Annotated in this window: 20 protein-coding genes; 14 read left to right on the forward strand and 6 right to left on the reverse strand. The window is 69.8% G+C overall.

Annotation, left to right across the window (positions count from 1 at the left end; all coding sequences use genetic code 11):
* Positions 1-31 precede the first annotated feature (31 nt).
* From mazG to CSC66_RS07055, 3 genes are read left to right on the forward strand one after another with little or no spacing between them, the layout of a single operon-like run.
* Positions 32-853, forward strand: a complete 822-nt coding sequence (mazG, locus tag CSC66_RS07045; protein WP_162376687.1) for a nucleoside triphosphate pyrophosphohydrolase — start codon at positions 32-34, stop codon at positions 851-853.
* 9 nt (positions 854-862) lie between these two features.
* Positions 863-1,186 (forward strand): YnfA family protein, encoded by a 324-nt coding sequence (locus tag CSC66_RS07050; RefSeq protein WP_162376688.1) that lies wholly within the window; start codon positions 863-865, stop codon positions 1,184-1,186.
* Between the two features lie 28 nt (positions 1,187-1,214).
* Positions 1,215-1,517, forward strand: a complete 303-nt coding sequence (locus CSC66_RS07055; protein ID WP_162376689.1) for an Mpo1-like protein — start codon at positions 1,215-1,217, stop codon at positions 1,515-1,517.
* A gap of 56 nt (positions 1,518-1,573) precedes the next feature.
* Here the strand turns inward: CSC66_RS07055 and CSC66_RS07060 are convergent, their stop codons facing one another.
* The 3 genes from CSC66_RS07060 to CSC66_RS07070 form a co-directional block, all read right to left on the reverse strand.
* Positions 1,574-1,945, reverse strand: a complete 372-nt coding sequence (locus CSC66_RS07060; protein WP_162376690.1) for a DMT family protein — start codon at positions 1,943-1,945, stop codon at positions 1,574-1,576.
* A gap of 131 nt (positions 1,946-2,076) precedes the next feature.
* Positions 2,077-4,566 (reverse strand): ABC transporter permease, encoded by a 2,490-nt coding sequence (locus CSC66_RS07065; RefSeq protein WP_162376691.1) that lies wholly within the window; start codon positions 4,564-4,566, stop codon positions 2,077-2,079.
* A complete protein-coding gene (locus CSC66_RS07070; protein ID WP_379655826.1) occupies positions 4,563-5,270 on the reverse strand; it encodes an ABC transporter ATP-binding protein in 708 nt (235 codons plus the stop codon). The genes CSC66_RS07065 and CSC66_RS07070 overlap by 4 nt, the downstream gene beginning before the upstream one ends.
* A 49-nt stretch (positions 5,271-5,319) precedes the next feature.
* On the opposite strand from CSC66_RS07070, the gene CSC66_RS07075 reads away from it, so the two are divergent.
* The 8 genes from CSC66_RS07075 (at position 5,320) to CSC66_RS07110 (ending at position 15,860) form a co-directional block, all read left to right on the forward strand.
* A complete protein-coding gene (locus tag CSC66_RS07075; RefSeq protein WP_238394319.1) occupies positions 5,320-5,982 on the forward strand; it encodes an arylesterase in 663 nt (220 codons plus the stop codon).
* A 140-nt stretch (positions 5,983-6,122) separates the two neighbouring features.
* Positions 6,123-6,842 (forward strand): response regulator transcription factor, encoded by a 720-nt coding sequence (locus CSC66_RS07080; protein ID WP_162376693.1) that lies wholly within the window; start codon positions 6,123-6,125, stop codon positions 6,840-6,842.
* Between the two features lie 122 nt (positions 6,843-6,964).
* The gene (locus CSC66_RS07085) at positions 6,965-8,260 is read left to right on the forward strand and encodes a sensor histidine kinase (RefSeq protein WP_162376694.1); all 1,296 of its coding nucleotides are present in this window, start codon (positions 6,965-6,967) and stop codon (positions 8,258-8,260) included.
* A gap of 61 nt (positions 8,261-8,321) precedes the next feature.
* Positions 8,322-9,854, forward strand: a complete 1,533-nt coding sequence (locus tag CSC66_RS07090; protein ID WP_162376695.1) for an efflux RND transporter periplasmic adaptor subunit — start codon at positions 8,322-8,324, stop codon at positions 9,852-9,854.
* Positions 9,851-10,579 carry an ABC transporter ATP-binding protein gene (locus tag CSC66_RS07095; RefSeq protein WP_162376696.1) on the forward strand — a complete coding sequence of 243 codons (729 nt, stop codon included), beginning with the start codon at positions 9,851-9,853 and terminating at the stop codon, positions 10,577-10,579. Before CSC66_RS07090 ends, CSC66_RS07095 begins: the two co-directional genes overlap by 4 nt.
* Positions 10,576-11,808 (forward strand): ABC transporter permease, encoded by a 1,233-nt coding sequence (locus CSC66_RS07100; RefSeq protein WP_162376697.1) that lies wholly within the window; start codon positions 10,576-10,578, stop codon positions 11,806-11,808. The genes CSC66_RS07095 and CSC66_RS07100 overlap by 4 nt, the downstream gene beginning before the upstream one ends.
* Before the next feature lie 398 nt (positions 11,809-12,206).
* On the forward strand, positions 12,207-14,732 hold the full coding sequence (locus CSC66_RS07105; RefSeq protein ID WP_162376698.1) for a TonB-dependent receptor plug domain-containing protein: 2,526 nt from the start codon (positions 12,207-12,209) through the stop codon (positions 14,730-14,732).
* Between the two features lie 135 nt (positions 14,733-14,867).
* Complete coding sequence (locus CSC66_RS07110; protein WP_162376699.1) at positions 14,868-15,860, forward strand: class I SAM-dependent methyltransferase; 993 nt, start codon at positions 14,868-14,870, stop codon at positions 15,858-15,860.
* A gap of 503 nt (positions 15,861-16,363) precedes the next feature.
* Here the strand turns inward: CSC66_RS07110 and CSC66_RS07115 are convergent.
* From CSC66_RS07115 to CSC66_RS07125, 3 genes are all read right to left on the reverse strand, one after another.
* Positions 16,364-17,251: an XOO1806 family protein gene (locus CSC66_RS07115; RefSeq protein WP_162376700.1), complete on the reverse strand. Its 888-nt coding sequence runs from the start codon at positions 17,249-17,251 to the stop codon at positions 16,364-16,366.
* Positions 17,252-17,382: 131 nt separating this feature from the next.
* A complete protein-coding gene (gene hslO, locus CSC66_RS07120; protein ID WP_162376835.1) occupies positions 17,383-18,273 on the reverse strand; it encodes an Hsp33 family molecular chaperone HslO in 891 nt (296 codons plus the stop codon).
* Between the two features lie 2 nt (positions 18,274-18,275).
* Complete coding sequence (locus CSC66_RS07125; protein ID WP_162376701.1) at positions 18,276-19,568, reverse strand: aspartyl/asparaginyl beta-hydroxylase domain-containing protein; 1,293 nt, start codon at positions 19,566-19,568, stop codon at positions 18,276-18,278.
* Positions 19,569-19,636: 68 nt separating this feature from the next.
* On the opposite strand from CSC66_RS07125, the gene mtgA reads away from it, so the two are divergent.
* Genes mtgA through CSC66_RS07140 form a run of 3 tightly spaced genes read left to right on the forward strand, consistent with a single transcriptional unit; the run spans position 19,637 to position 21,823 of the window.
* Entirely contained in the window at positions 19,637-20,356 is a 720-nt protein-coding gene (gene mtgA / locus CSC66_RS07130) for a monofunctional biosynthetic peptidoglycan transglycosylase (protein WP_162376836.1), read from the forward strand.
* 47 nt (positions 20,357-20,403) lie between these two features.
* On the forward strand, positions 20,404-21,435 hold the full coding sequence (locus tag CSC66_RS07135; protein ID WP_162376702.1) for a glycosyltransferase family 2 protein: 1,032 nt from the start codon (positions 20,404-20,406) through the stop codon (positions 21,433-21,435).
* On the forward strand, positions 21,395-21,823 hold the full coding sequence (locus CSC66_RS07140) for a CBS domain-containing protein (RefSeq protein ID WP_162376703.1): 429 nt from the start codon (positions 21,395-21,397) through the stop codon (positions 21,821-21,823). Before CSC66_RS07135 ends, CSC66_RS07140 begins: the two co-directional genes overlap by 41 nt.
* Positions 21,824-21,891: the final 68 nt, after the last annotated feature.

Genomic DNA, 21,891 nt, shown 5'->3' on the forward strand with positions numbered 1-21,891 from the left:
TTGTCCTTCCTTGCCACCCTGGAGTCCCCGCATGGACGACGCCACCCGCCCCATCGACCGCTTGCTGGAAATCATGGCACGCCTGCGCGATCCGCAGGGCGGCTGCCCGTGGGACCTGCAACAGGATTTCTCCACGATCGTGCCGTACACGATCGAGGAGGCCTACGAGGTCGCCGACGCGATCGACCGCAACGACCTGGACGCGCTGAAGGACGAACTCGGCGACCTGCTGTTGCAGGTGGTGTTTCATGCGCAGATGGCCAGCGAACAGGGCGCGTTCGCCTTCGACGACGTGGCCGAAGCGATCGGCGACAAGATGGTGCGCAGGCACCCGCACGTGTTCGGTGAAGCCCGCTTCGCCGACGCCGACGAGCAGACCCTGAACTGGGAGGCGATCAAGCGCGCCGAGCGCGTCGCTGCCGGCGAAGAGGATCGCTCCGCGCTGGCCGGTATTTCCCGTGGCCTGCCCGAATGGCAGCGCGCGGTGAAACTGCAGTCGCGGGCGGCGCGCACCGGTTTCGACTGGCCCGGGCCGGGGCCGGTGATCGCCAAGCTGCACGAGGAGATCGAAGAGGTCCGTGCCGAGTTCGACCGCGGTGCGGTCGAGGACAACCGCGCCCGGCTGGAGGACGAGATTGGCGACCTGCTGTTCGTGGCCGCCAACCTGGCCCGCCATGCCAGGGTCGACGTCGGCGCCGCGCTGCGCCGGGCCAACCTCAAGTTCGAGCGCCGCTTCCGCGCCATGGAGCAGCTGGCGCAGGACGACGGCACGCCGTTGCCGACGCTGGCTCTCGAACAGCAGGAAGCCTACTGGGACCGCGCCAAGCGGCTCGAGCGTGGTGGGCGGGACTGAGCGCCGGCCATGGCCACCTTCCTCCTGTTCGCGATCACCGCGCTGGCCGAGATCGCCGGCTGCTGGCTGGTGTGGTCGTGGCTGCGCAATGGCGGAAGCGCCTGGCTGCTGGTGCCCGCCGCCGCGAGCCTGGCGCTCTTCGCCTGGCTGCTGACCCTGCATCCGACCGCGACCGGCCGCGTCTATGCGGCCTACGGCGGGGTCTACATCAGCCTGGCGATCTTCTGGCTGTGGTGGGTCGACGGCGTCCGCCCGACCCGCTGGGACCTGCTGGGCGTGGCGTTGTGCCTGGCCGGCATGGCCGTCATCATGTTCGCGCCGCGCAGCGCGTAGCGCGCGGCGTTCCCTGGGAGGGGATGCGATGGCCCGTTTCGCCAGTTTCCGCGAGTTCTATCCGTACTACCTGTCCGAGCACAGCAACCGCACCTCGCGGCGCTTGCACTTCATCGGCAGCTGCGGCGTGCTGGTGCTGCTGGCCCTGGCGATCGCGCGCGGCAACCCGTGGTGGCTGCTGGCCGCGCTGGCGTGCGGCTATGGATTCGCCTGGATCGGGCACTTCTTCTTCGAGAAGAACCGGCCGGCGACCTTCCGCCATCCGTTCTACTCCTTCGCCGGCGACTGGGTGATGTTCAAGGACATCCTGACCGGGAAGATCCGCTTCTGAGCCCGGCGCCCCGCGCGACGCGGGGCGCATTGCGCGACGGACGCGGGGCCGGCGGCTCAGCGCGCCGCGGCCGGGCCTTCGTAGAACATCAGGAATGCCGCGCCGACGATCAGCACGAAGGCCGCGTAGTGGTTCCACTTCAGCGGCTGGCCGAGGTACCAGGCCGAGAAGCCGGCGAACACCACCAGGGTGATGATCTCCTGGATCGTCTTGAGCTGGACCACCGAATACACCGCGCTGCCCATCCGGTTGGCCGGCACCATCAGCAGGTATTCGAAGAAGGCGATGCCCCAGCTGACCAGGATCACGGTCAGCAGCGGCGCATGCTTGTACTTCAGGTGCCCGTACCAGGCGAAGGTCATGAACACGTTGCTGCCCAGCAGGAGCAGCAGCGGGACGAAATAGCTGGAGACGGGCAGGGCGGGCATCGGGCAGGCGCACTCGTGGGAACCGGGAGCGCAGCATAGGCCAGCGCCGCGCCCCGATCATCGCCCCGCGCGCGCCGGCCCCCCGAAGAGGCCCGGCTGCACGGTGTCGTCCCACGCGACGCGGCGGGCGCTCAGGCCTCCCGCAGCGCCAGCGCCGGCGGGGTGCGCAGGATCCGCCGGGTTCCCGACCAGCCGGCCACCAGGCTCAGCAGCACTCCCAGTGCGCCGCCGGCGAGCAGCGACGTCCACGGCGGCGACAGGGCCAGTTCGAACAGCTGGCGCGACACGAGGGTGCCGATGAGCGCGGCCGCGCCGACCGCCAGGATCGCCGCGAGCAGTCCCAGTGCGCCGAATTCGACCAGCACCGCGCCGCGCAGCTGGCCGTGCCGCGCGCCCAGGGTGCGCAGCACCGCGCTGTCGAAGCGGCGCTCGCCCGCGGTCGCCTGCAGCGCCGCGAGCAGCACGAGCACGCCGGCGGCCAGGCTGAAGCCCATCACCAGCTGCACCGCCTGCGCCACCTGCTCGATCACCTCGCGCACGCGTTGCAGGATCGCGTCGATTTCCAGCACCGATACGTTCGGGAACTCGCGGGCCACCGGCGCCAGCGCCGCAGTCCGGCCGGAGGGAAGGTGGAAGCTGGAGATCAGGCTGTAAGGTGCGTCACCGACCGCGCCGGCATTGAGCAGCAGGAAGAAGTTGACCCGGAACGAATCCCAGTCGGCCTTGCGCAGGCTGGTCACGGTGAACGTGCGCTCCTGCTCGCCAAGTTGCAGGGTGACCGTGTCGCCCAGTCCCAGCCCGTAGCGCCCGGCCCAGCCTTCCTCCACCGAGGCTTCGGCGCCGGTGCTTCCCGGCTTCCAGAACGTGCCTGCCAGCAGCGTGTTTGCCGGCGGGAAGGTGCTGCGCCAGGAGAAATTCACCGGCCGGTTGGCCTCGTCCCCGGCGCCGTCAGCGCCATCGTCGGCTTCGCGCCGTGGCGGCCGGCCGTTGATCGCCACCAGCCGGCCGGTGCCGAACGGCTGCAGGTCGGGATCGGCCACGCCGATGCCGCGCAGCGTGCTTTCCACGGCGCCGGCCTGGTCGCGCTGGATGTTGAGTAGGAAGTGGTTGGGCGTATCCGGCGGCAGCCGCTCGCGCCACTCGCCGAGCAGCCCCGGGCCGATCACCGCCAGCAGCAGCAGCGCGCACAGCGACAACGACAATCCGACCAGTTGCACCACGGCCAGGGCGCGCCGCCGGGTCAGTGCCGCCAGCCCCAGCTTCCATGCGCCACCCACACGCCGTTGCACGCGCCGCAGCAGCCACAACAGCACGATGCCGGCCAGCGCGGACAGCACCGCGAGTGCGCCGAGGCCGCCGAGGATCCAGGCCGCCAGCGGCAGGTCGCCGGTGGCGTAGACCGCCAGCACCACCGTCGCGGCGAGGGCGGCCAGGTAAGTGAGCAGCGAAGTGGGGGGCAGCGCGGCGAAGCTGCGGTTGAGCACGCGCATCGGCGGGACCCCGCGCAGGCGCAGCAGCGGCGGCAGGCCGAAGCCCAGCAGCAACAGCAGGCCGATGCCGGCCCCGCTGAGGACCGGCGTCGCCTGTGGCAGTGGCAGGCGCGCCGGGATCAGGCTGCCCAGCACTTCGACCAGCGCCATCTGCGCGAGCATGCCGATGCCGATGCCCAGCACGCAGGCCGGGACTGCCAGCAGCAGCAGTTGCAGCGACAGGGCCGCCAGGATGTCGCGCTGGCGCGCGCCCAGGCAGCGCAGGACCGCCACCGTGTCGATCCGGCGCAGGGCGAAACGGTTGGCCGCCAGTGCCGTGGCCACGCCGGCCAGCAGCACCGCGAGCAACGCGGACAGGGCGAGGAAGCGTCCGGCGCGGTCGAACGCGCCGCGCAGTCCCTGCTGCGCGTCCTCGATCGTGACCAGGCGCACGCGGCCGTCCAGGCGTGGCTGAAGCCATTGGCGGAAGTCGTCGATGGCAGCGGCGTCGCCGGCGAACATCAGCCGGTAGGAGGCGCGGCTGCCCGGGCCGAGCAGGCCGGCGGCATCGACGTCGGCGCGATTGACCAGCAACGGCGGGGCCATCTGCAGCAGCTCGCCGGAAGCGTCCGGCTCGGCCAGCAGCACTGCGGTAATGCGCACGCGGCCGTTGCCGAACTCGATCTCGTCGCCCACCTGCACGCCGAGCGCCTTGAGCAGGCGCGGATCGGCGTAGGCCTGGCCCGGCGCCGGCGTCTTCGCGGCCTCGCCACCGAGGCCACCCTCGTCGTGCCCGACGCGCAGCTGCCCGCGCAGCGGATACCCCTCGCTCACGCCCTTGACCGTGGCCATCTGGCTGGCCTCGCCGTGGAACAGCACGCTCGGGAACGCGACCATGCGCACGCTGCGCAAGCCGCGCTGGCGGGCTTCGTCGGCCAGTCCCGCCGGCGGCTCCTCGCGTCCGCGCACGCCCAGGTCGCCACCGACGACCTCGGCGGCGCTGGAGGTCAGGGCCAGGGTCACCCGGTCGACCAGGGTGCCGACCGCGGTCATCGCCGCCACCCCCAGGGCGAGCGCAGCGAACACGGTCATCAGGTCGCCCGCGAGGAATTCACGGCGCAGGGAACGCGCCGCATGCCGCAGCACGTTCATGCCGGGTCCCCGGCCTGTTCGCCGTCGGCAAGCGGCGCGACCGCATGCAGGCGGCCGCCATCCAGGCGATACACCCGCCGGCAGCGCCGCGCCAGCGCCAGGTCGTGGGTCACCAGCACCAGGGTGGTGGCGTTGCGGCGGTTGAGCTCGAACAGCAGGTCGCTGACGTGCTGGCCGGTGGCCTGGTCGAGGTTGCCGGTGGGCTCGTCGGCGAACAGGATCCGTGGCCGGCCGACGAAGGCGCGAGCCAGGGCCACGCGCTGCTGCTCGCCGCCGGAGAGCTGGCGCGGGTAATGCCGGCGCCGCTTGTCCAGGCCGACCGACTCGAGCACCTCGCGCACCCGCGCCACGTCCTCGCGGCCGGCCAGCTCGAGCGGCAGCGCCACGTTCTCCTCGGCGGTCAGCGACGGCAGGAGGTGGAAACTCTGGAACACGAATCCGACTTCGCGCGCGCGCAACGCCGCGCGCGCCTCCTCGTCCAGGGCGTCCAGCCGCTGCCCGGCGAGGGTGATGCTGCCGCGGCTCGGCAGGTCCAGCCCGGCGAGCAGCCCGAGCAGGGTGGTCTTGCCCGAGCCGGAGGCGCCTACGATGGCGACCGTGCCGCCTTCATCGACGGTCAAGTCCACGCCATCGAGTATCCGCACTTCTCCTTCCGGTCCGGCTACCGACTTGCCGACGTCGTGCACGGCGATCGCGGTGGCTATGCTGGGAGCGGTAGTGGACAGGGTATCGATGGGAGTCTCCAGGATGCGGATGATCGAAGGTTGGCGGGGCAGGGTCGCGGGGCGGCCGCGCCGGCTGGCGTGCTGGCTGCTGCTGGCAGCATCGCTGCTGGCGCCGGTGCTGGCCTGTGCCAGAGGTCCGGCCACCGGTCCGGTGCTGGTGGTGGGCGACAGCCTGAGCGCCGAGCACAACATACCGGCGGGCTCGGGCTGGGTCAGCCTGCTCGGCCACCGGCTGGCCGCGCGCGATGACCGGCCGCGCGAGGTGGTCAATGCCAGCATAAGCGGCGAAACCACCGCCGGTGCGCTGGTGCGACTGCCGGCGCTCCTGGCCAGGCACCGGCCTTCGGTGCTGGTGATCGAGCTGGGTGGCAACGACGCCCTTCGCGGGCTGGCACCGGCGCAGGTGCGAGGCAACCTGGAGAAGATGGTCGTGCTGGCCGGGGACGCCGGCGCCAAGGTGCTGCTGCTCGGCATCGATGTTCCGCCCAACTACGGTCCGGCCTACCGCCAGCGCCTGCGCCAGGTCTATGCGGACCTGGCCCGGCAGCATGGCGTCGCACTGGTGCCGTTCTTCCTCGAGGGCGTGGCCCTGCAGCCCGGCCTCATGCAATCCGACGGCCTGCATCCCACCGCCGCGGCCCAGCCGCGCCTGCTCGAGAACGCCTGGCCGTTGCTGGAACCGCTCCTGTAACGCGCGGTATCGCGTTTCCCAAATGCGCGCTGAACCGACGCTCTGCCCGGTCCTTTCCCGCGGCGCCGGGACAGGTGTCTTCACATGCCATCTACCCGGTCTTGGGCAAGGTTCACAAAGCTGAAAACACGGAGTGCGACATGCGTCAGGGCAAAGAGACCGCCGGGCTGGTGCTGGTCGTCGAGGACAACCGAAACATCTCCGAGATGATCGGCGAGTACCTCGAAAGCCGGGGTTTCGAAGTCGACTACGCCGCCGATGGCCTGGACGGCTATCGCCTCGCCGCCGAGAACAGCTACGACGCGGTGGTGCTGGACCTGATGCTGCCGCGGCTGGACGGCATCGAGGTCTGTCGCCGGTTGCGCAGCGACGCACGCAAGTCCACCCCCGTGCTCATGCTGACCGCGCGCGACACCCTGGACGACAAGCTCACCGGCCTGAGCCATGGCGCCGACGACTACCTGACCAAGCCATTCGCCATCCAGGAGCTGGAAGCGCGCCTGCGAGCGCTGATCCGCCGCGAGCGCCGCCAGGTCGGTTCCGAGGTGCTGACCGTCGCCGACCTCGTGCTGGACCCGGTGAGCATGCGCGTGACGCGCGGCGACCTGGAACTGCAGCTGTCGCCGATCGGCCTGAAGCTGCTGACCATCCTGATGCGCGAATCGCCGCGCGTGGTGAGCCGCCAGGAGATCGAGCGCGAGATCTGGGGCAACAGCCTGCCCGACTCGGACACGTTGCGCAGCCACCTCTACAACCTGCGCAAGGTGATCGACAAGCCGTTCGACCGGCCGCTGCTGCATACCGTGCAGAGCGCGGGCTACCGGGTGGCCGACATCGCCCAGCCGGTGGCGGCGAACTGATCCAGCCGAAGCGGCCGGTGCCACCGCCGGGGACTGGCGCCATGCACAGGTCGGGCCGGACAATCACGCCGGCTCGATCCGCCTTTGCCTAGACTCGGCAGCCACCTCCCAGCCCACCCCGAATGCCGCACGGTCTGCCAAGGAAGATCCGGATCGCCTTCATCGTGCAGATGGTCATGGCGAGCCTGGCGATCCTGGTCGCTTTCTACGTCGTCGCGACCCTGTTCAAGTACGGCTTCATCCAGGCCACCCTTCAGGACGAAGCCCGCCACTTCTGGCAGCTCTACGAGGCGTCGCCGGCGCAACCCCCGCCCAACAACTTCTCCCTGCGCGGCTACCTGGTCGAGGCGGGGTACTCGAACCTGTCGCTGCCGGCCCACCTGCGCCCGCTGGCGCCGGGCTTCCACGACCTGGCGGCCGACGGCCAGCTGGTATGGGTCGACCAGCAGCAGGCCGGGACGTTGTATCTGGTCTACCTGCGCGACCAGGCCACCCGGGTTGCGCTGTGGTTCGCGGTGCTGCCGGCGATGCTGGCGCTGTTCGCGATCTACGGCGCCACCTGGCTGACCTACAAGGCGTCCAAGCGCATGGTGTCGCCGGTGGCCTGGCTGGCGCGCCTGGTGTCGCGCTGGGATCCGCGCCACCCCGACATCGCCGCGCTGGCGCCCGAACGCCTGCCTGCCGACATGGAGGGCGAGGCGCGGCAGCTGGCGCGCGCATTGCACTCCCTGGGCGGGCGGGTGGAGGCGCAGCTGGAGCGCGAGCGCAATTTCACCCGCGATGCCAGCCATGAGCTGCGCACGCCGCTGACCGTGATCCGGGTGGCCAGCGACATGGCCCTCGAGGATCCGGCGCTGTCGCCTCGGGTGGTGCGCAGCCTGCAACGCATCCAGCGCTCGGGCCGCGACATGGAGGCGGTGATCGATGCCTTCCTGATCCTGGCGCGCGACTCGGACATCGAGCCGCAGAGCGAATGGTTCGACGTCTGCGAGGTCGTGCAGGAAGAGGCCGACAGCGCGCGCATGCTCCTCGGCGACAAGCCGGTCCAGCTCGAGGTGCACTGCAATGCGCGCCCGCAGCTGTACGCACCGCCGCGCGTGCTCCACGTGGTCATCGGCAACCTGCTGCGGAACGCCTGCAGCTACACCGACCGCGGCACCGTGTCCATCACCATCGGTCCCGACAGCGTCGAGGTGAGCGATACCGGCATCGGCATGGCGCCGGAGGCGCTGGCGCGGGCGTTCGAGCCGTTCTACCGGGCCGCCCCGGAACGCCCGATGGGGACCGGCCTGGGACTGTCGATCGTCCTGCGCCTGTGCGAACGCTTCGGATGGCAGATCTCGCTGGATAGCGCGCTGGATACCGGAACGGTCGCGACGGTCCGCTTTCCGCAGCCGCCGCCGACAGGCAGCCCGTAGCCGGTCAACCCGGCGCCAGGCCGCGCGTTAGAGTGTGCATCCCCCTTTGCAAGATGCGCGCATGAGCCAACCGTCCCGTCCGCAGGCCCGCCGATCGCGGCCCGTGCTGTTCCGCGTCGTCGCCGGTATTGCCGTCCTGGTGCTGCTGGGCGTGGGGATAGGATTCTGGAGGCAGCAGCGGAGCGCCGGCGACGAGGGCGCGTTCCGCACCGCGATGGTGGAGCGCGGCAACATCCGGGTGGCGATCTCCTCGACCGGCACCCTCAGCGCCACCTCCACGGTCACCGTCGGCAGCCAGATCTCCGGCCAGGTGACCGAGATCCTGGTCGACTTCAACGACCGGGTGACCCAGGGCCAGGTGCTGGCGCGGATCGACCCGAAGACCTACGAGGCCCAGATCGCGCAGGGCAATGCGCAGATCGCCAGCGCGCGGGCCACGCTGGAGCAGGCCCAGGCCACCCAGCGAAACGCCGCGCTCGACTACCAGCGCAAGGCCGAGCTGGTGCAGCGGCAGCTGGTCGCGCGCAGCGACGTCGACCTCGCCCGCACCGCGCTCGACCAGGCCAATGCCCAGGTCGCCGCCGCCCGCGCGCAGATCCAGCAACAGACCGCCTCGACCCAGACCACCCGGGTCAACCTCGAGCGCACCGTGATCCGTTCGCCGGTCGACGGCGTGGTCCTGACCCGCAGCATCGAGCCGGGCCAGACCGTGGCCGCCAGCCTGCAGGCGCCGGAGCTGTTCACCATCGCCGAAGACCTGTCGCAGATGAAGATCGAACTGGCCGTGGACGAGGCCGACATCGGCCAGGTCAAGCCGGGGCAGGGCGTGTCCTTCACGGTCGATGCCTTCCCGGACCGCCAGTTCCGCGGCCAGGTGCAGCAGGTGCGCCTGGCCGCGACCACCACCAACAACGTGGTCACCTACCCGGTCGTGGTCGCCGTGGACAACAGCGACGGCACCCTGCTGCCGGGGCTGACCGTCAACGCCGAGATCGAGGTCAGCCGCCGCGACGACGTGCTCAAGGTCGCCAACGCCGCGCTGCGCTTCAAGCCGGCCAGCCAGCCGGCCGGCGCCGCGCCCGCCGGGCTGCGCGGCGGCACGGGGATGATCGACGACCTGGCGACGTTCGTGGCGACGCTGGAACTCACGCCGGCACAGCAGGCCGCGTTCGATGCCGATGCCGCCGCCGCGCGTGCGCGCCAGGAAGAAATGCGCAAGGCGATGGAAACGGCGGCGCAGAACGCACAGCGCGCCGGTGGCAGTGCCGGCGGGATGCCGCCGGGCATGGTCATACAGCGGGCAGGCCAGGGCGGCGGCGCCAGCGGGCAGATGCGCCAGCGCATGCTCGAACGCTTCCAGCAGAACTTCGCCGGCTTCCTCGCCAGCCTGGACGATGCGCAACGCCAGGCCGTGCAGCGCCAGCTGGCGGGCCTGGCCGGCGCACGCCGGGTGACGGTCTACCGCCTGGAGAACGGCCAGCCCGTCCCGGTGCAGGTGCGGGTCGGCGCCAGCGACGGAACCAGCACCGAAATCGCTGGCGCGGTGAAGGCCGGCGACCTGCTGGTCACCGGCGAGAGGGCGAGCGTGCAATGACCATGGCCTCGGTGTCGGACGGGAATGCGGTCCCGGTGATCCGCACCCGCGGGTTGGGCAAGGTCTATTCCCCGGGGAGCGAGGCCGAGGTGGTCGCGCTGCGCGATGTCGACCTGACGGTGATGCCGGGCGAGTTCATCGCGATCATGGGGCCGTCGGGATCGGGCAAGTCGACCCTGATGAACCTGGTCGGTTGCCTGGATACCCCCAGCACCGGCCAGTACCTGTGCAACGGAGTGGACGTGGCCACGCTCGACGCCGAGGCGCTGGCGGCGCTGCGGCGGGAGACCATCGGCTTCGTGTTCCAGGGCTTCCACCTGCTGCCACGGATGAGCGCGCTGGACAACGTGGCCATGCCGCTGGGCTATGCGCGGGTGCCGCCGCACGAGCGCCGCGACCGGGCACGCGCCGCGCTGGAAGCCGTGGGCCTGGGCGCGCGCGTGGACCACCGCCCCAACGAACTGTCGGGCGGCCAGCAACAGCGCGTGGCCATTGCCCGGGCGCTGATCAACCACCCGCCGGTGCTGCTGGCCGACGAGCCCACCGGCGCGCTCGACAGCCGCACCGGCGAGGAGATCCTGGCGCTGTTCAAGCGCCTGCGCGACGAGGGCCATACCGTGGTCCTGATCACCCACGACGCGCACGTGGCCGCGCACGCCGACCGCATCTGCGTGATGCGCGACGGCGAACTGCACGAAGCCTCGCATGCGGAGTTGCTGGCATGAGTTTCCTCGACATCCTGCGCACGGCGGTGTTCGCGTTGCGCGGCAACTGGATGCGCAGCGCGCTGACCTCGCTGGGCGTGATCATCGGCATCGCGGCGGTGATCGTGATGGTCTCGGTAGGGCAGGGCACCCAGGCGGAGATCGACCGGCAGCTGGCCGGGCTGGGCGCGCAGAAGCTGGACATCGGGCCGCAGGGGCAGCGCGCCATGGGCGGCGTGCGGATGAGCGCGAGCAGCTTCTTCACCCTCACCGAGGGCGACGTCGAGGCCATCCGCGAAGAGATCCCGGAAGTGCAGTACGTGTCCGGCTCGCTGCGCGGCAGCAGCCAGGTGGTGTACGCCGAGACCAACTGGTCGACCAGCTGGCAGGGCATCCAGCCGGATTTCCTGCAGATCAACGGCTGGCAGGTCGCCAACGGCGCCGCGTTCGAGCCGCAGCAGTACGCCGGCGACAAGGTGGTGATCCTGGGCGAGACCGTGCGCCGGGAGCTGTTCGGCAGCGGCACCGGCGTGGGCGAAACCGTGCGCATCGGCCGCACCAACTTCACCGTGGCCGGTACGCTGGCGCCCAAGGGCATGAGCGGCTTCGGCCGCGACCAGGACGACGTGGTGATGGTGCCGCTGGATACCGCGCGGCGGCGCCTGCTCGGCGCGATGGGACTGCCGCCTGGGGCGGTGATGGACATCTCGCTGGCGGTGGCCGAAGCCGGCGACCTGGCCTACGTGCAGGGCGAGGTGGAGTCGCTGCTGCGCCAGCGGCACCGGATCGAGCCCGGCGACCCCGACGACTTCCAGGTGCGCAACGTGTCCCAGCTGGTGGCCACCCGCACCCAGACCACCCGGCAGATGTCCTGGCTGCTCGGCGCGGTGGCGACGATCTCGCTGATCGTCGGCGGCATCGGCATCATGAACATCATGCTGGTCTCGGTCACGGAGCGGATCCGCGAGATCGGCCTGCGCCTGGCGGTCGGTGCCGGCCCGTCGGACGTGCGACGGCAGTTCCTGGCCGAGGCGATGCTGCTGTCGCTGGGCGGCGGCGTGCTGGGCATCGCCTTCGGCGTGGCCGGCGCCTTGCTGGTCGGCCAGTACAACAGCGAGCTGCCGATCGAACTCAACAGCAAGGTCATCACCCTGGCGGCCGCGTTCTCGGTGGCCACCGGCCTGTTCTTCGGCTACTACCCGGCGCGAAAGGCCTCCCAGCTCGACCCGATCGAGGCGCTGCGGCAGTAGCGGATCTTCCTGCGGCTCGCCCTGAAGGTTAGGTGATGGGCGAGAAGGCGCGGGGCGGATGGTCGGCGCGGCGAGCACGGTGCAGGTGCGCGAGCCGATCCACACCCGCTACCTGGGGCGGTGGGCACCTACGCGCGGCATTTGGTACCACTGCAAACCATGCTGGGCTGCAGCACAAGCTGAATAGGCACTAGTCGAATGCCGCTAGCTTTTTGAAATGAAAAGGAAAACCGCTAGGTGCCAAATAGTTTCAAGCGGGCCTATAACACGCGCTTGCGACAAAATTAAGGAATTGATAACGTCCGGAACAGCTGGACCGGGCTCCCTCCCCATCCGGCAACCCACTCCTTGGTGTCGGCACAGGCACCGAGATCCTCTTTAAAGCTGGAGAGAGAAAGATGAAGTTGAACCGAAATCTGCTGAGCGACGCGGTGCGCTTCGGCCTGGTGGCCGGTCTTGCCACCGCCGTCGTTGCCCCGGCCGCTTTCGCCCAGGAAGCCGAGGAAGGCGAGGCGACCACCCTGGATCGCATCGAAGTCACCGGCTCGCGCCTGAAGCGCGCCGACATCGAAGGCGCCGTGCCAGTCATCGTGATCGACCGCGCCTCGATCGACGCCACCGGCGACGTGTCGGTCGCCGACGTGCTGCGTGACAGCACCTTCGCCTCCTTCGGCAACTTCCGTCCGCAGTCCGGCAGCTCGGCCCAGTCGCTGGCCACCGTCGACCTGCGCGGCCTGGGCTCGGGTCGTACCCTGGTGCTGATCGACGGCCGCCGCGCCCCGACCAACCCGATGTCGGCTTCCTCGGGCGCCGACCTCAACGCCATCCCGCTGGCCGCGGTCGAGCGCATCGAGATCCTGTCCGACGGCGCGTCGGCCGTGTACGGTTCCGACGCGATCGGCGGCGTGGTCAACGTCATCCTGCGCAAGGACTTCAACGGCGCCGAGCTGCGCTACGGCTTCGGCTCCACCGCCGTTACCGGTGGCGACCTGGAAGACGCCTCCGCCGTCTTCGGCACCTCCAGCGACCGTGGCCGCCTGATCGGTGGCGCGTCGTACTCCAGCCGCGGCATGGTCTTCACCCGCGACCAGATCGGCGGCGATGAGCTGGGCGTGTCGACCTATGGCAACAACTACCAGAACAACGGCTGGCAGGCAGTTCCTGGCTTCGACTGCAGCACGAATGGTTTCTGGATGATCCCGGGCACTAATACGTGCTCGTTCGACTTCAACTCGGTTGCGGCCAACGAAGCCCAGGTCGAGAACACCGCAGTGTTCGTGCGCGGTGATTATCAGATCAACGACGACTGGACGGTCTACATGACCGCCACCACCACCAAGGTCGAGACCTTTGGTCGTTATGCGCCGGTCCCGGGTCAGGTCAGGGCAGCGGAAGGCACCGTGCAGGATCTCGTCCACGGTGACGGGCGTGCAACCGTGTATCGCCACCGATTCGCTGCAGCCGGTAACCGCGACAACTACACTGACACCACCAACAGTGATTACCTGGTGGGCTTCACCGGCCAGCTGACCGACACCATCTCCGTGGACTTCGGTGCGCGTCGTACCGATTACAAGTACATCGAGAACGGCTACGGTTACATCATCCAGAGCTTGGCCGAGGCGCAGATCAATGCCGGCAACTACCTGCTTACCGACCCGTTCGGCGCCTCGCAGGACGTGCTGAACAGCTTCACCGCCACCATCGGCCGCAACTCGTTCTACAAGAGCGCCGAGTACTTCGGCAGCGTCAACTTCGACCTGTTCGAAATGGGCGGCGGCATCTCCAACGCGGTGGTCGGCGCCGAATACCGCGAAGACCGCTTCCAGGACCTGTACGACTCGCTGTCGCAGGCGGGCGTTGTGCTGGGCTCGTCGGGTGGCGCCTCGGCCGGTAGCCGCGACGTGACCTCGGCCTACTTCGAGTGGCTGCTGCCGTTCACCAGCGCGTTCGACATCACCCTCGCCGGCCGCTACGACAAGTACAGCGACTACGGCAACGACTTCTCGCCGAAGATCGCCGCCCGCTGGCAGCCGCTCGACAACCTGACCTTCCGCGCGTCGTGGGGCCAGGGCTTCCGTGCCCCCGGTCTGGACATCCTGACCCAGGCACCGTCGTTCTCGGCCGAGCCGGTCAACGATCCGCGTACCTGCGCCGCGGTCAACCAGCCGGCGACCTGCCAGCTGCAGGTCGACACCTACTTCATCGCCAACCCGTCGCTGGCTTCGGAGCAGTCCGACCAGTACAGCATCGGCGTGGTGTATGACCCGGTCGACTGGCTGGACCTGAGCCTGGACTACTACAACATCACGGTTGAGGACACGATCTCGCAGATCGGCGCCCAGGACATCATCAACTCGGATAACGACCCGGGTACCTACGGTCCGATCCCGGCCGGCATGGAGATCATCCGCGATCCAGCCAACGGCAACTCGATCGTCGAGATTACCGCTGGCTACGCCAACGCGGGTGACCTGAAGACCGACGGCCTGGACTTCCGCGCTAATACCGACTTCGACTTCGGTACCGCCGGCCGCCTGCAGAACCGCCTGACCGTCTCGTGGATCAACAAGTATGATGTGACGACCCCGCAGAACATCGTCATCGAATACGCCGGCCTGCCGGGTTATCCGGAGCTGCGCGCCAACCTGGCCAACGACTGGGCCTACGGCGACTGGAACTTCACCTGGAACGTGAATTACATCGAAGGCCAGTCCGACTCCGACTCGAACGTCGGCGGCTATGCCACCAACGATGTCCAGGTGGCCTGGTCGGCGCCGTGGAACGGCAAGATCGCGGTGGGTGCCACCAACGTCGGCGACCGTTACCCGGAGCTGGTGCCGTTCGACGGCCGTCCGTGGAACTTCTACCTGTACGACGCCTACGGCCGCACTGTGTACCTGCGTTACACCCAGACGTTCTGATCCAAGCTTGACGTAGTACCTGGAAGGCCCCGGAAACGGGGCCTTCTTTTTTTCCGGGCTGGCTAGCGACGGAGCGCGACTTGGCAGCGCCGCCCCCGGTTGCCATGCTGTCCGGCGGATTTCCTGGAGACGGTGATGGGCCCGGGCGAAGACAACGAACGGCGCGAGGCGTGGTCCTCCTACTGGTCCAGCGGACGGCTGCATTCGTGCGCCTCTGGCGACCAGGACAACTACGGGGGAGCGATCGCGCAGTTCTGGCGCACGTTCCTCGAACGGCTTCCGCCGCCGGCCAGGCTGCTGGACCTGGCCACCGGCAATGGGCCGCTGCCGCGGCTGGTGTGGGAGTTGCACAAGGACGCCGCCGACATCGATGCGGTGGATCTGGCCGATGTCGCGCCTGCATGGCATTCGCCTTCGCTGCACCGGGGCGTGCGCTTCCACCGGTCGGTGCGCCTGGAAGCGCTGCCGTTCGCCGATGCTTCCTTCGATGGTGCGATGAGCCAGTTCGGCTTCGAATATGCCCGGCGCGCGCCCGCGCTGGCCGAGTGCCTGCGGGTGCTGCGCCCGCGCGCGCCGATCGCCCTGGTCATGCACCATGCCGGTTCGGTGCTGGTGGCCGTGGGCCGCGAGGAGCTCGAGCACCATGGGTGGCTGGCGGGCGATGACGGTCTTGTCGAGGCGGCACGCGGGGTGATCCCCTGGCTGGCGCAGGCAAGGGCCGGTATTCCCGCCGGCGAGGCCGAGCGCGCCGCGCGCGCGCGCGCGCGTTACAACGCGGCCATGCAGGCCCTCGCCGAGCGGGCGCAGCAGTCGACTGCGCCGGATCTCCTCCTGGAGGCGCGCCAGGCGGTGCACGGGTTGGTCGCCCGCGTGCCCGCCGCAGGCGCCGAGGCGACGTTGCAGTCGCTGGATGCCTACGCGGGCGAGCTAGCGCGTGCGCGCCTGCGCACCGCGGAGATGGTGTCCCACGCGCTGGATGCAGCGCAGCTCGAGGATCTGAGAGAACGCCTTCTTTCCGCCCGGCCCGGCCAGGCGGTGGACTGCAGTGAGCTGCGTCAGGCCGAGGGCGTGGTGGCCTGGTCGCTCGTTTGCGCTCCCTCGGACGCCGATGAGGGCGTCATCGCGTAGGCGTCGGCCACGAGTACCCCGAGCAGTGGGCCGAGCTCGGGTCCGTGGTTGCGCCAGCGCCCGATCGAGCGCCTGTACCCCGCTGCTTGACCTGCCATCGGGTCGGCGTCTCGCCACGATCCGTGCGGTGGAACTCCAGTTAGCCTAGATCCCATGGCAGGCCGGCGAACGCGATCAGTCGTTGCACCTGCTGGCACGGGCGCGGGGCGAGCCGCCCCTAGGGGCTCAGGATCGGAAGCAACAACGAAACCTGCGGGTGCGGCATCAGGTGCGTCTGCTGGCGTACGTAGTGGTGATGCTCCTCAGGCTGATCGCCACAGCCTCCCTTGCGGCGACAAGCTCCCTTGCAGCGACAAGCCGCGCATCGGCATCGGTCCGAACGCGGCGGATCTCGAGCTGGTCAAGGCCAAAGCGGAGGAGACGACCGTGAAGCGGGCAGGCATTGGAGCTGTATGCGACCCTATCTCACGTCGGGCCATGCGCGGACGCGCCGGTGAGTTGGATCAGAGGCCCTGTTCGTAGCGGACGTAGGGCACGGTGCCCTCGTCCGAGTCGCCATTGGTCGGCGAGAAGGGGTTCTTGCCGCGGGTGACGACATTTTCCGCACCGACCGTGAGCTGGCCGCTCCACGGCGTGCGCCAGGTCAGGCCCAGGCCCAGGCCTTCCCACTTGCCGGGCTGGCCCGGCACATCCACCACGCGGCCGATGACGCTGGCGCCGAAGGCGCCGTAGCCGCCGCCTACGCTCAGGCTCTTGCTGTTCCACTGGTCGACCAGGCCCGGGCCGGCGTCGGCCAGGGGGACCAGCCTGGCACGGGCATAGGTGCCGGCGATGGAGACATACGCCTCGGCGCCGATGCTCTTCTGGCCGAACACCTGCAGGTCGTTCTGTTCGACGCTGCCGGCGTGGGCCAGCGATGCGGCTCCACCTTCGGTATTGAGCCACGCAGGCAGCGTGGCGCCCTGGGTGTTGCCGGCAGTCAGGCCGAAACGGTTGCCCTGCCGGCTGATCGCCGTGGTCGCCGTCAGGCGGCGAGCGGGGCTGCTGGCCGGATTGTCCGCCCCGAGGCTGGCGAGCAGGCAGTGGCTGGCAAGGCTGTTGATGTCAGCGCCGCCGGAGCCGCTGCACAGCAGCCCCAGCGAGTCGCCTGCGCCCAGGCCGAATGCGGCATCCAGCGAGTTGTTGCCGAAGCGCCAGCGGGCTCCCGGGCCGGCCTGGCCGGTGGGCTCCAGCAACAGGACGGCCTCGACCTTGCCGCTGCCCTTGTTCCAGACGGGGAGGACGGTCTGCCTGTCGCTACCAGGTGCCGGCTTGCTCTGCGCGTAGGCTCCCGGCGCCGCGCAGAGCGCGGTCAGCAGGACAGCCAGCAGGGGCAGGCGGCGCAGTTTCATGGTCTGCTCTCAGACACCTCGACGGCACGGCAGTTCCCGTGCGGCAGGGAATCGCATCGTATGGGATTTACGATTGGTTAACAAGTCGTGGCCCTCCCCGGGAACGCCTGACCCGTTGCCTGCGTAACCGATTACTGCAACCGGTCCGGCGCCGGCACATTGGCCGGCGGCAGCCCGAACAATACGCCGATTTCCGCCAAAGGGAAGTGATAGAAACGGCCGCAAAACCCGCACTGGATCTCAACTTCGCCATCTCGTGCCGCGGCGAGGGCCTCCTCCTCGCCTAGCGACTGGAGCATGGCCGCGACCCGCTCGCGCGAGCAGGAGCACTGGAACGCCAGCCCCTTCTGCAACATCACTTCCGGCGCCTCCTCGTGGAACAGCCGGTGCAGCAGCGCCGGGCCCGGGGTGGCGGCCAGCTCCTCCGGCGACAGGGTGTCGAACAGCGCCCCCGCCCGGGCCCAGCCGTCGTCGTCGCCCTCGTCGCCGGGCAGCTTCTGCAGCATCAGCCCGCAGGCGTGAGCGCCGTCGGCGACCAGCAGCAGGCGGCTGGGCAGCTGTTCGGACTGGCGGAAGTAGTCTTCCAGGACTTCGTCCAGCGCCCCCGACGCCAGCTCCACCAGGCTCTGGTAGCGCAGCGGCTCGCGCGGATCCAGGCCGGGATTCTCGATGGTGATCGCCAGCACCGGGTTCACCAGCCGCTGCAGGTCGGCCGGGGCGTCCGAGCCGTCCTCGAGCTGGGCGATGCCGCGCACGGTGCCTGCCGCCGTGCACTCCGCGAACAGCAGCTTGAGCTGCGTATCGGCGCGCAACTGCAGCGACAGTCGGCCTTCCACCTTGACGTGCGCGGTCAGCATGGCCGCCGCCGCGCAGGCTTCGCCGAGCAGGCGCGTGGCGGCCGGCGGATAGCTGGCGTGCGAGAGCAGCTCCTGCCAGCTGCCATGCAGGCGCACATGGACGCCGCGGACGCCGGCGTGCGGCAGCAGGAAGCGGGTCAGCAGGTCGTGGTCGGAATCAGGCAGGTTCACAGTTCACCCAGGTCGGCATTGGCGCCATAGAACGACATCAGGCTCCCGGTCATCGCGACCACCAGTTCGCGTTCGAGCGCGGTCAGCATGGGGTGCCAGACGTCGAAGATCAGGACCACGCGCAGCCTGTCGCTGGAGTTCCAGGCTTCGTGGCGGATGGTGTCGTCGAACAGGACCAGCCGGCCCGGCTCCCAGACATGGGTTTCCTCGCCCACCCGCAGGGCGCAGTCGGGCGGGATGATCAGCGGCAGGTGGACGGTCAGCCGGGCGTTGGTGGCGCCATTGTGCGGCGGGATGTGTACGCCCGGCTTGAGCGCGGAGAAGAAGATCACCGGGGCGCGGCCGGGCACCTTCATCTGCGGGGCGCGGCCGATGGCAGCCTCGGTCAGCGGGCAGCGGTCGGCCTGCGCGTCGATGCGCCGGCCGTGCTTCCAGAGGAAGTAGGCGCCCCAGTCGACGTTGCGGTCCAGGGGGGCGAACTGGCCCTTGGGCTGGCCCTCGGGTGTCTGCACGTAGGGCTCGAAGCCGGCATCCTGGTCGAGCAGCGCATGCAGTTCGCCGAGGATGTCGGGGAAGGCAGCCTCCACCTCGGGCACCCAGTCGAAGTCCTCGCGATGGAAAAAGGGGATGGCCGGCAGGCGCGGGATCGGCAGGGTCAACGGCTTGGCGGTAACGAAGCTGCGCCGACCGGCGAGGATGTCCAGGCTGTGGCGCATGCGCTCCACCTCGCGGCGGTCGTGCCCCTGCAGCATCGGGCCGATGCCGTCCTCCAGGTGGCTGGCCAGTTCCTCCTGGTTGCGGCGTACCGCGGCCTGGGCATGCAGCACCGTCTGTTCCATGTGCTGCTGCCGCCTGACCGCTTCGGGCATGTAGTTGAGCGCGCTTCCCCAGTGCAGTCCCGCCGAGCGCAGCTGGCCCGTTTCCTCCAGCAGCCGCGCCTTCTGCACGTGCGGCACCCAGGCGGTCGGGTCGATCTGGATCGCGACGTCGATCGAAGCCAGCGCCCGCTCCCGGTCGCCGCGGATCGCGTGCAGGCGCGACAGGCTGGCGTGGGTGGTGGCGGTACGGGGCGAAACCGCCACGGCCCGCTCCAGATAGGACTCGGCCAGGTCCAGGTCGCCGTGCGCCAGGGTCAGGGCCCCCAGCTGGTTGAGCGCGGTGGCATGCGCCGGGTCGATGGCTAGGATCCGCTCCCAAAGGCCATGGGCTTCCTGCGGCCGCCCGGCGCGGGTCAGCGATTCTGCCTCGGCGACGAGGTTGGCCAGCGGTAAGGGCGGACGACTGTTCATGGCGTGTGCCGGGCGGGTGGGCTGGCGCATTATCATTCCCGCCGAGGTCGACAGACAGGGGGCGGGCCATCGAAAACGCGACCGGCAAGCGCAGGCGGAGCCCGTGGCGATGGCTGCTCTGGGTCCCCCTGCTGTTCGTGGCCCTGTCGGCGCTGCAGGTGGCCGTGCTGCGCTTCGTCGATCCGCCGACTTCGGCCTTCATGCTGGCCCGGCAGGGCGAAGCCTGGCGCCAGGGGGACTGGGGCTTCCGGGTCGCCTACGACTGGCGCGACCTGGAGGACATTTCCCGTTACCTGCCGATGGCGGTGATCGCGGCCGAGGACCAGAACTTCGCCAGCCATTCCGGCTTCGACCTCAAGGCGATCGAGAAGGCGCTCGACCACAACGCGCGCGGCAAGCGTGTGCGCGGGGGCAGCACGATCAGCCAGCAGGTGGCCAAGAACCTGTTCCTCTGGCAGGGACGCAGCTGGCTGCGCAAGGGGCTGGAGGCCTGGTACACGCTGCTGATCGAACTGATGTGGCCCAAGCACCGGATCCTGGCGGTCTACGTCAACGTGGCCGAGTTCGGCGACGGCATCTACGGCGCGCAGGCCGCCGCCCGCAGCTATTGGCGCAAGGACGCGGCCAGGCTTTCCGCGGCCGAGAGCGCGCGGCTGGCGGCCGTGCTGCCCTCGCCACGGCGCTACAGCGCGAGCCGCCCCGGGCCCTACGTGCAGCGGCGTGCCGGCTGGATCCAGCGGCAGATGCGCCAGCTGGGCGGAAGCGAATACCTGGAGCAGCTGGACTAGCGGTGGCGGCTTGGCCGCCGGTCACGCGCGTCCCGTACCATCGGCGCATGGACAACCCGCGACACGATCGTCTCACCGTGGTGGTGGCCGCCTGCAACGAGGCCGAGGCGCTGCCGCTGCTGCATCCGCGGATCCGCGCCGCGCTGGCCGGGATCGCCGGCCTGCAGGCCGGCGTGCTGTACGTGGACGATGGCAGCCGCGACGACACCTGGCGCGTCCTGCAGGACCTGGCCGCCAGCGACCCGCAGGTCGCACTGCTGCGGCTGTCCCGCAACTTCGGCAAGGAGGCGGCGCTGACCGCCGGGCTGGACCGGGTCGGGCAGGGGGCGGCGATGATCCTCGATGCCGATGGCCAGGATCCGCCCGAGCTGATCCCCGAGTTCGTCGCGCGCTGGCGCGAGGGCTGGGACGACGTCTATGGCACCCGGATCGAACGCGAAGGCGACGGCTGGGTCCGGCGCGGCGCGGCCGCGGTGTTCTATCGCCTGATCGGCCGCCTTTCGCCCACGCCGGTGCCGGCCGACACCGGCGACTACCGGCTGCTTTCGCCGCGCGCGCTGGCGGCCTTGCGCCAGCTGCGCGAGCGGCACCGCTTCATGAAGGGCCTGTTCGGCTGGATCGGCTTCCGTCGCGTCGCCCTGCCGTACCGGCGCTCGCCACGGCTGGCGGGCCGCAGCAAGTTCGGTCTCTGGCGGCTGTGGAACTTCGCCCTCGAGGGCATCACCAGCTTCTCCACCGCACCGTTGCGCGTGGCCACCTACATCGGCCTGCTCAGCGCGCTGGCGGCGTTCGTCGGCGGCGTGGCGATCATGGCCAAGACCCTGGTCTGGGGCGACCGGGTCGCGGGCTGGCCGACCATGATGGTGGTCATCCTGTTCCTGGGCGGCGTGCAGCTGATCGCGCTGGGCCTGATCGGCGAGTACCTGGGCCGCCTCTACGACGAGGCCAAGCAGCGACCGCTCTACCTGGTGGATGCGTGGCATCCGGCGGCGGCAGGAGTATCCTTCGCGCAGGAGCAACCCGCTGACGGAGGCGCCCATGCGCACGGTACGTCAACTGCTGGCCGACAAGCCGGCTGAAGTCTTCGCGGTGGCGCCGGAGGCGCCCGTGGTCGAGGCGATCCGGCTGATGGCCGACAAGTCGATCGGCGCGGTGCTGGTCCTGCGCGGGGAGACGCTCGCCGGGATCCTGTCCGAGCGCGACTACGCGAGGAAGGTCGTCCTGCAGGGGCGCTCGTCGGCCGACACGCCGGCCAGCGCGATCATGACCGCGCAGGTGGTCACGGTCGGCCCGGACACGCCGGTGACCGCCTGCATGCAGCTGATGACCGAGCGGCGCATCCGCCACCTGCCGGTGGTCGAAGGCGGGCAGGTGGTCGGCGTGATCTCCATCGGCGACCTGGTCAAGGCGGTGATCGCCGACCAGCAGCTGGAGCTGGAACAGCTGCAGCGCTACATCGCCGGTTGACGCGAGGCGGGCTCTCGCCGGCGGCGTGGCAGCCCGCGGATCGCCGGGCCACGCATCCTGGCGGAGCG

It is taken from the genome of Pseudoxanthomonas kaohsiungensis, assembly GCF_010211765.1.
Lineage (GTDB): Bacteria > Pseudomonadota > Gammaproteobacteria > Xanthomonadales > Xanthomonadaceae > Pseudoxanthomonas > Pseudoxanthomonas kaohsiungensis.